Annotated in this window: 11 protein-coding genes; 1 reads left to right on the top strand and 10 read right to left on the bottom strand. The window is 58.6% G+C overall.

The window, feature by feature from the left end:
• Nucleotides 1-394: 394 nt before the first annotated feature.
• Entirely contained in the window at nucleotides 395-1,375 is a 981-nt protein-coding gene (locus VGL70_17525; protein ID HEY3305325.1) for an alginate lyase family protein, read from the top strand.
• A 167-nt stretch (nucleotides 1,376-1,542) separates the two neighbouring features.
• Here VGL70_17525 and rplQ read toward each other — a convergent pair whose 3' ends face one another.
• From rplQ to secY, 10 genes are all read right to left on the bottom strand, one after another.
• Nucleotides 1,543-2,034, bottom strand: a complete 492-nt coding sequence (gene rplQ / locus VGL70_17520; protein ID HEY3305324.1) for a 50S ribosomal protein L17 — start codon at nucleotides 2,032-2,034, stop codon at nucleotides 1,543-1,545.
• A gap of 69 nt (nucleotides 2,035-2,103) precedes the next feature.
• Complete coding sequence (locus VGL70_17515) at nucleotides 2,104-3,120, bottom strand: DNA-directed RNA polymerase subunit alpha (GenBank protein HEY3305323.1); 1,017 nt, start codon at nucleotides 3,118-3,120, stop codon at nucleotides 2,104-2,106.
• Nucleotides 3,121-3,142: 22 nt separating this feature from the next.
• On the bottom strand, nucleotides 3,143-3,769 hold the full coding sequence (gene rpsD, locus VGL70_17510) for a 30S ribosomal protein S4 (protein ID HEY3305322.1): 627 nt from the start codon (nucleotides 3,767-3,769) through the stop codon (nucleotides 3,143-3,145).
• Nucleotides 3,770-3,808: 39 nt separating this feature from the next.
• A complete protein-coding gene (gene rpsK, locus VGL70_17505) occupies nucleotides 3,809-4,294 on the bottom strand; it encodes a 30S ribosomal protein S11 (GenBank protein ID HEY3305321.1) in 486 nt (161 codons plus the stop codon).
• Between the two features lie 60 nt (nucleotides 4,295-4,354).
• Complete coding sequence (gene rpsM, locus VGL70_17500; protein ID HEY3305320.1) at nucleotides 4,355-4,738, bottom strand: 30S ribosomal protein S13; 384 nt, start codon at nucleotides 4,736-4,738, stop codon at nucleotides 4,355-4,357.
• A gap of 149 nt (nucleotides 4,739-4,887) precedes the next feature.
• Nucleotides 4,888-5,001, bottom strand: coding sequence for a 50S ribosomal protein L36 (gene rpmJ, locus VGL70_17495; protein HEY3305319.1), 114 nt, complete (start codon nucleotides 4,999-5,001; stop codon nucleotides 4,888-4,890).
• Nucleotides 5,002-5,008: 7 nt separating this feature from the next.
• Nucleotides 5,009-5,227 carry a translation initiation factor IF-1 gene (gene infA / locus VGL70_17490; protein HEY3305318.1) on the bottom strand — a complete coding sequence of 73 codons (219 nt, stop codon included), beginning with the start codon at nucleotides 5,225-5,227 and terminating at the stop codon, nucleotides 5,009-5,011.
• A gap of 32 nt (nucleotides 5,228-5,259) precedes the next feature.
• Complete coding sequence (gene map / locus VGL70_17485; protein ID HEY3305317.1) at nucleotides 5,260-6,018, bottom strand: type I methionyl aminopeptidase; 759 nt, start codon at nucleotides 6,016-6,018, stop codon at nucleotides 5,260-5,262.
• Nucleotides 6,015-6,665 carry an adenylate kinase gene (locus VGL70_17480; protein ID HEY3305316.1) on the bottom strand — a complete coding sequence of 217 codons (651 nt, stop codon included), beginning with the start codon at nucleotides 6,663-6,665 and terminating at the stop codon, nucleotides 6,015-6,017. The genes map and VGL70_17480 overlap by 4 nt, the downstream gene beginning before the upstream one ends.
• Before the next feature lie 8 nt (nucleotides 6,666-6,673).
• Nucleotides 6,674-7,984 carry a preprotein translocase subunit SecY gene (gene secY / locus VGL70_17475; protein HEY3305315.1) on the bottom strand — a complete coding sequence of 437 codons (1,311 nt, stop codon included), beginning with the start codon at nucleotides 7,982-7,984 and terminating at the stop codon, nucleotides 6,674-6,676.
• Nucleotides 7,985-8,025 lie beyond the last annotated feature (41 nt).

Below are 8,025 nucleotides of genomic sequence, written 5' to 3'. Positions count from 1 at the left end.
TTGGGATCCGCGCCCGCCTCGATCCGGTAGAGAACCAATTCGCTCTTTCCTTCGCGCGCGAGCCGCGCCATGAAAAGCCCGTTGCCGAAGTCCTTCCACAAAAGCTTCGCCAGCGCTTCATCATCGAGCTGAATTTTGACGAGGTCTTTGAGGCTGTGTCGCAGTAGTGTCACGATCTTTCTCCGCCAAAGTGCTAAATACCACGCCTCCGCTTCTGCCGAAAGGGCAGAAAAAGCCGCGGCCGTTGACAGTTGCGCTGAGCCTTCGCTACCCTCGTTGCATGCCGGCCTCGTTGATCGCGGGTTTGTTTGTCGCTGTGGCGCTGTTTTCGTCTCCCCTGCGAGCCGAAGAATCGGAGGGCTCTCGCGCCCGAATCTCTCTTACTCCCAACCAAGTGACTGCACTGCGTAAAGTTCTTCGCGCCGACGCCGCAGCGGCCCGCGCCTTCGAGCCGGTAAAAAAACTCGCCGACGGCGCGCTCAAAGAAAACCCTCGCCCGGTAAAAAGGATCGTCTCCGAAGGACGGCTCCACTCGGACCCTGAGAAAATACAAAGTCTCAAAGACAGGGGTGACCTGCCCAAAGCCGAAGCTCTGGGGTACGCCTACGCGCTGACGGAAAAGACGGAGTATGGAGAAAAGGCCCGCGAGTTCGCGCTCGCGTGGGCGCGAGTTTATGAACCCGACGGCAATCCAATCAACGAGACGGACTTTAGCCGTTTGATGAAGGGCTACGATCTCACGCGCATCCTCTACACGGCGCAGGAGCGCGCCGAAGCGGATCGCTGGCTCCTCCGCATGGCGGAAAAGCAGAAAGCGGCGATCCGCATAACGAGCTCGACGTCTAAGAACAATCATCATAGCCACAGGCTGAAGATCGTCGGCCACGTTGCATTCTTATTGGCGACCTCGGATCTCATTCGCTGGGTCGTGTCCGACACCGGGCGCCACTTGAACGTCAATCTTTATCCCGACGGCTTGACTTTCGATTTCCGCCAACGCGACGCGCTGCATTATCACGTGTACGACCTTCTGCCTTTGATCGAGCTGGCCATTGCGGCGGACAAGAATGGGATTGACCTCTACGCGCACACGACCCCGGAAGGGGCCGCTCTGGAAAAGTCGATCGCTTTTCTCATACCCTATATTACCGGAGAAAAGGCGCACCGCGAGTTCGTTCGTTCTTCGGTGAAATTCGACCTTCAGCGGAGCGCGGCCGGAGATCCAACCATCCGGGTCGGAGAAAAATGGGATCCCAAAAAAGCCCAACGTCTTTTTGACCTGGCGGGATACTTCCAACCCCGCTTTCATCAGGTGACTTTTCCGGGCGAGGGCGGAGCGCCGTCCTTCGAGCGGCTTCTCGCTGGGTATCGATAGTCCGGATTGGTCGCCCTCACCCCTTCCCTCTCCCGCGTGCGGGAGAGGGAAGGGTGAGGGAAATCTCGCGCAAAGGCGCAAAGAGCGCCAAGGGAGAAAGCGGCCCCGCCGATGGTGAATAATCCGGGCTAATGGATGCGCGCGCAGAGAAATGAAATGTGAGAAATTTACGCGGAAGCTTTCTTAGCTGACCGTCGCGGCGCCGCGGCTTTTTTCTTGCCGCCGGCTTCTTTTCCGTCTGCCGCCGCTTTCCGCGACCGCCGCCGGCTTTTCTTCTGGCCAGCGGCCGCTTCCGCTTTGGCTTCGGCGGGCAACAACTCAATGATCGACAGAGGCGCCCGATCGCCCTGGCGCCAGCCGATCTTGATGACGCGGCTGTAGCCGCCGGCGCGATTTTTGAAACGCGCCGCTAAGGCATCGAAAAGTTTGTGCACGACGTCTTCGTCTTGAATCACCGCCAGTGCCTGGCGCCGCGCGTGCAACGTCCCCTGCTTGGCCAAGCCGATCATGCGGTCGGCCCAGCTCCGGAGCTCCTTGGCCTTGGGATCGGTCGTCTGGATGCGCTCATGACGCAGCAACGAGGTCACTAAATTGCGCAACAGCGCCGCGCGGTGGCTGGGACTGCGATTGAATTTTCTCCCGGCTCTAAGATGTCGCATGTTTTAGTTCCGAGTTCCGAGTCGGGAGGCGGTGGCCTCGAAACCCGAAACCCACAAGGCGAAACTTTTTTACGCCGTCTCTTTTTCCCGAGCGCGCCGGCGGTTTTCGATCTCTTCGCGCGGCGGGAAATGGTCGATCTTCATGCCGAGCTCCAGTCCCATGCCACGAAGAATCTCCTTGATCTCGTTGAGCGACTTCTGGCCGAAGTTTTTGGTCTTGAGCATCTCCTGCTCGGTCTTCTGAACCAGCTCGCCGATATATTTGATATCGGCGTTCTGCAGGCAGTTCTGCGAGCGGACGGAAAATTCCAGCTCGTCCACGCTGCGATAGAGGTTCTCATTCAGCGGAATCGACGGCGCCTCTTCATTCCTCTGCTCCGGCTCCTCGTTGAAATTGATGAAGATCTGGAGCTGGTCCTGGAGGATCTTGGCCGCGTAGGCGACCGCGTCGTCGGGCTTCACGCCGCCGTCGGTCCACACTTCGAACACGAGGCGGTCATAATCGGTCCGCTGTCCGACGCGCGCGTTGGTCACGTTGAAATTCACCTTGCGGATCGGCGTAAAAATGGCGTCCATCGCGATCGTGTCCACCGGCACGCCTTCTTCCTTGTTCCGCTCCGCCGGCACGTAACCGCGCCCGAGCTTCACCACCATCTCCATTTCGAGCTTCGCCTCGCGCGCGAGGGTGGCGATGTGCTGGTCCGGATTGAGGATCTCGACGTTGGGTCCTGCGATGATATCCCGCGCCTGGACCGTCTTCGATCCCTTGGCTTCGATCCGGATCGTCTGCTGCTCGCTGTCCATCAACCTTAAGCGGACTTCCTTGAGATTTAGAATGATGTCGGTCACGTCCTCGGTGATTCCGGCGATCGTCGAGAACTCGTGCAGAATTCCCTTGATGCGGACCGAAACGATCGCCGCCCCCATGAGCGAGGAGAGGAGAGTCCTTCTCAGCGAATTGCCGATGGTTGAGCCGAATCCCCGCTCGAAAGGTTCGGCATAAAATTTCCCGTAAGTGGCGGTCAGGTTTTTTTCGTCCACTTCAAGTTCTTTGGGCTTGATCAAATCGGTCCAATGCCTGTGCATATCGATCCCCTCGATTCCGACGTTACTTGGAATACAACTCCACGACCAGTTTTTCGTTGATCGGCGCCGTGATGTCGCTCCTCGTAGGCAGATATTTTATTTTGCCGCTCACGCTGTCGCGGTCCACTTCGATCCATTCCGGCACGCCGCGCCGCTGCGCGGCCTCCATGGCCGCCAGCACGCGCACCATCTGGCGGCCCGACTCGACCACCGCGACCACGTCGCCGGCGCGAACTAAATACGACGGGATGTTCACCCGCTTGCCGTTGACGGTGACGTGCCCGTGGCGCACGAGCAGGCGCGCATCAGCCCGGGAGCTGGCAAAACCCAGCCGGTAAGCGGCGTTGTCCAATCGTCTTTCCAAAAGAATCAAGAGAGTCTCGCCGGTGATTCCCTTGACCCGCTCGGCCAGCTCGAAAGTGCGGCGGAACTGCTTCTCGAAGAGGCCGTACATGCGCTTGATCTTTTGCTTCTCGCGCAACTGAATGCTGTACTCGGAAAATTTCGGACGGCCCTGGCCGTGTTGGCCCGGCGGATAGTTTCTGCGTTCGATCGCGCATTTGTCCGTGTAGCAGCGCTCTCCCTTGAGAAAGAGCTTCAAATTCTCGCGCCGGCAAAGACGGCAAACCGATCCGGTGTACCTGGCCACGGCTTTACGCTCTCCTCAAGTTTTTATATTCGCCTATAGTCATACTCTCCTCCGCTTAGGCGGACGGCAGCCGTTATGCGGAATCGGCGTGACGTCCTTGATCAGGCTGATATGGATGCCGGCCGCCTGCAGCGATCTGAGCGCCGACTCTCGCCCCGCGCCGGGGCCGCGCACAAAAACCTGCACGCTGCGCACGCCGTGGTCGGCCGCTTTTTTGGCCGCGTTGTCGGCCGCCTGCTGCGCCGCGAAGGGTGTTCCCTTGCGCGAGCCCTTGAATCCCATCGTGCCGGCGCTCGACCACGAGATGACGTTGCCTTGATAGTCGGTGATCGTGACGATCGTATTGTTGAAGGTCGAATGGATGTGGACGACGCCCTCGGCGACGTTTTTTCTGCCCTTTTTCTTCCGCGCCGCACGCTCCGCCGCCTTCTCGGCGGCCGCTTTCTCGCCGCCTTTCTCGCCTGTCTTATCCTCTGGGCGCGCTTCGGCCTTTTTCTCTTCAGTTCCCTGATCGTCCTTCGCCATTTTTTCTCCTGCTTTTTGTACCGGGCGCGATGAATCGCGCCCCTACCTTTTACTATCTTACTATCCTTTGGATGGGGCGGTCTTTTTCCCAGCTACCGTCTTGCGCGGCCCCTTGCGCGTGCGCGCGTTGGTGTGCGTCCGCTGTCCCCGCACCGGCAAGCCCTTGCGGTGCCGGATTCCCCGGTACGATCCCACGTCGACGTGGCGCTTGATGTTCTGCGACACCTCGCGCCGGAGATCGCCTTCCACCTTGTGGCCCTGATCGATCAGCTGGCGGATCTTCACTACCTCGTCGTCGGTCAAGTTGTCGGTCTTGGTGTCAAAGGAGATCCCGGCCGACTGGAGAATCTTTCTCGAGTTGCTCCGGCCGATGCCGTAAATATAAGTAAGCGCGATCTCCATGCGCTTGTTCTTGGGCAAATCCACTCCGGCTATGCGCGCCATCTTTCCCCCCTTTAATCCCGACCGCCCATTTTCGATTTTAGATTTTGGATTTTAGACTTCGTCGTGAGCTCAGTCGAACGATTCAATCGAAAATCGGCTCAGCCTGAGGCTGATCAGTCCTTTGGCTGAAATCGAAAATCTAAAATTATTTATCCTTGCCTCTGCTTGTGCCGGGTGTTGACGCAAACCACGCGCACGACTCCCTTGCGCCGGATCACCTTGCATTTGTTGCAGATCTTTTTAACCGATGCTCGTACCTTCATCTGTCGCCTATCTCTCCCGGTAGATGATCCTGCCCCTGGCCAAGTCGTAGGGCGAGAGCTCGATTTTGACTTTGTCGCCCGGGAGAATCTTGATGTAATGCATCCTCATTTTTCCCGAGATATGGGCCAACACTTTGTGGCCGTTGTCCAGCTCCACCCGAAACATGGCGTTCGGGAGCGTTTCCAACACGGTGCCGGTTACCTCGATCGCGTCTTCTTTCGGCATACCTGCTCGGTTTTCCGCGCTCTGTATCCCAACTAAAGCTGGCTCAGAATGTACGGCCCATTCGCAGTGATCGCGACCGAATGCTCGAAATGGGCCGAGAGACTGCCGTCGCCGGTCACCGCCGTCCAGCCATCCTCTTTCATCTTGACTTCCCAGCTCCCCGCGTTGACCATCGGCTCGATGGCCAAAACCATCCCTTCCTTGAGGCGAAGGCCTCGCTCCGGCTCGCCGTAGTTCGGCACCGGAGGATCCTCATGCAGGTGTTTGCCGATGCCATGCCCCACAAACGCCCGGACCACGGAGAACCCGGCGCCTTCGGCGGTTTGCTGAATCGCCGCGGACAAATCCCCGAGTCTCTTGCCGTCGCGCAGATGCTCGATGCCGCGATACAGCGCCTGTTCGGTCACCTGCACCAGCCGGCGGGCGTCTTCGCTGATCTTTCCGATCCCGATGGTGACCGCGGAATCGCCGTAGAATCCTTCGTAAATGACGCCGAAGTCGATCCCCACGATGTCGCCGTTTTTCAACACGCGTCCCGAGGGAATACCGTGGACGATCTCTTCATTGACCGAGACGCAGAGAGATCTGGGATAAACCCTCCCGGCCATTTGGTATCCTTTGAACGCCGGCGCGGCTTTTTTTTTATAGGTCAACTCCTCGGCCAACGCGTCCAGCTCCAAGGTCGTCACGCCCGGGGCGGCTTTTTCTTTTAGCCGCTGGAGAATCTCGGCGACGATCACGTTGGCGCGCCGCATCACCTCGATCTCACGCGCGGATTTGATTGTGATCATGTGACCGCCAGCAGCACCCGCTTGCGGACCTCCTCCACGCTGCCCACGCCGTCGATCTCCTTCAGCAGGCCGCGCTTGCGATAATATTCCTTGAGCGGCGCGGTCTGATTTTCATAGACGCCGAGCCGCGCGGCGATCATTTCCTCGCGATCGTCTTCCCGCTGGTAGAGCTCTCCGCCGCAGCGATTGCATAGCCCCGGCCTGGCGGGCGGATCGAATATCGTATGGTGCAGGTTGCCGCATTTTTTACAGGTGCGCCGCCCGGACAACCGCTTGATCAGCACATCCTTGGACGCCTGGATACACAGCGCGGATTCCAGCGGGAGGCCGCTGTCTTTAAGCATCTTCTCCAGTTGATCCGCCTGGGCGATGGTTCGGGGAAAGCCGTCCAGGATGAAACCGCCCTGGCAATCCGGCTCGCGCAGGCGCTCGGCGACGAGCTTGACCATGACCTGATCGGGAACCAAATCTCCCCGGTCGAGGTAATCCGCCGCCTGCTTCCCAAGCGCGCTCTGTTCACGCGCCGCCGTGCGCAGGATCTCTCCGGTCGAAACCTGGCACGCGCCGAACTTCTGCTGGAGAAGTCTCGCTTGAGTTCCTTTCCCGGCCCCCGGAGGACCAAAAAAAACCACGCGCAGTACGCCCACGGATAATCCTAGCCTCTTCTCCCCCTCAAGCGACCCCGTTTCATGAAGCCTTCGTAGTTCCGGGTGATCATATGAGTTTCAACCTGGGCCACGGTATCCATCGCCACTCCCACCACGATCAGCAATGCCGTACCGCCGAAGTAGAACGGCACGTTGAATTGTCTGATCAGCATCGTGGGCAACAGCGCCACTATCGAAATATAAATCGCTCCGCCCAAGGTGATCCTGGAGAGCACCCGGTCGATGAACTCCGCGGTCTTCTGGCCCGGCCTGATTCCGGGAATGTAGCCGCCGAACTTCTTCATGTTCTCCGCCACATCGACGGGATTGAACACGACCGCAGTATAGAAGTAACAAAAGAAAATAATGAATCCGACGTAAAGCAGGTCATGCAGCCATTGGCCTGGAGCGAGGTAACCGGCCGCGGCCTGTGCCCACGGATGCTGCACGAATTGAGCAACCGTCGCCGGAAAGATCAGAATCGAAGAGGCGAAGATCGGCGGAATCACGCCGGCGGTGTTGATCTTGAGCGGGAGATGAGAGCTCTGGCCGCCGTACATCTTGCGGCCCACCACTCTTTTGGCGTACTGGACCGGGATCCTTCTTTGGCCGCGCTCCATGAATATCACCACTGCGACGGTGGCGACGACGATCGCCACGACCAGAAGAACCACTAGGATGCCTAGTTCTCCCTCCTGAATGAACTGATAGGTAGAGGTGATGGCCGACGGCAGTCGCGCGATGATCCCGGCGAAAATGATGAGCGAGATGCCGTTGCCGATGCCCCGCTCTGTGATCTGCTCTCCCAACCACATGATGAAGGCGGTACCGGAAGTCAGGGTGATGACCGTCATGATGCGAAAACGCCATCCGGGATCGAGCACGATGGGCTCGCCGCCGCCGCCGCGCGTTCCCTCCATCCCGACGGCGATCATCAGGCCTTGAATGATGGAGAGAACGATGGTGCCGTAGCGTGTGTATTGCGTGATTTTCCTGCGGCCGACCTCGCCCTCCTTGGAGAGGCGTTCGAGATAGGGAAAAACGACCGTAAGGAGCTGGAGAATGATGGACGCGCTGATGTAGGGCATGATGCCCAAAGAGAAGACCGAGAACTGCTCCAAGGCGCCGCCGGAAAAAAGGTTGAACAGGCCGAAGATCGTGTCTTTCACTTTGTCGAAGAAAGACGCCAAAGCGACCCGATCGATCCCCGGCGTTGGGATGTGAACTCCCACACGGTAGACGGCGAGCATGGCCAGGGTAAAAAATATCCTGCGCCGAAGCTCCGGAATTCTGGTCGCGTTTTGAAAACCTTCAATCATATTAAAAACCAGGCGTTAGACGGTAGGCATTAGGCATTCGG

The organism is Candidatus Binatia bacterium (assembly GCA_036504975.1).
Lineage (GTDB): Bacteria > Desulfobacterota > Binatia > UBA9968 > UBA9968 > JAJPJQ01.
This window is presented reverse-complemented; position numbering and strand designations above follow the sequence as displayed.

Coding starts and splice junctions, on each gene's coding strand:
- rplQ (HEY3305324.1), bottom strand. CDS start 2,034: ATGCGACATCTTAGAGCCGGGAGAAAATTCAATCGCAGTCCCAGCCAC.
- VGL70_17515 (HEY3305323.1), bottom strand. CDS start 3,120: ATGCACAGGCATTGGACCGATTTGATCAAGCCCAAAGAACTTGAAGTG.
- rpsK (HEY3305321.1), bottom strand. CDS start 4,294: ATGGCGAAGGACGATCAGGGAACTGAAGAGAAAAAGGCCGAAGCGCGC.
- rpsM (HEY3305320.1), bottom strand. CDS start 4,738: ATGGCGCGCATAGCCGGAGTGGATTTGCCCAAGAACAAGCGCATGGAG.
- rpmJ (HEY3305319.1), bottom strand. CDS start 5,001: ATGAAGGTACGAGCATCGGTTAAAAAGATCTGCAACAAATGCAAGGTG.
- infA (HEY3305318.1), bottom strand. CDS start 5,227: ATGCCGAAAGAAGACGCGATCGAGGTAACCGGCACCGTGTTGGAAACG.
- map (HEY3305317.1), bottom strand. CDS start 6,018: ATGATCACAATCAAATCCGCGCGTGAGATCGAGGTGATGCGGCGCGCC.
- secY (HEY3305315.1), bottom strand. CDS start 7,984: ATGATTGAAGGTTTTCAAAACGCGACCAGAATTCCGGAGCTTCGGCGC.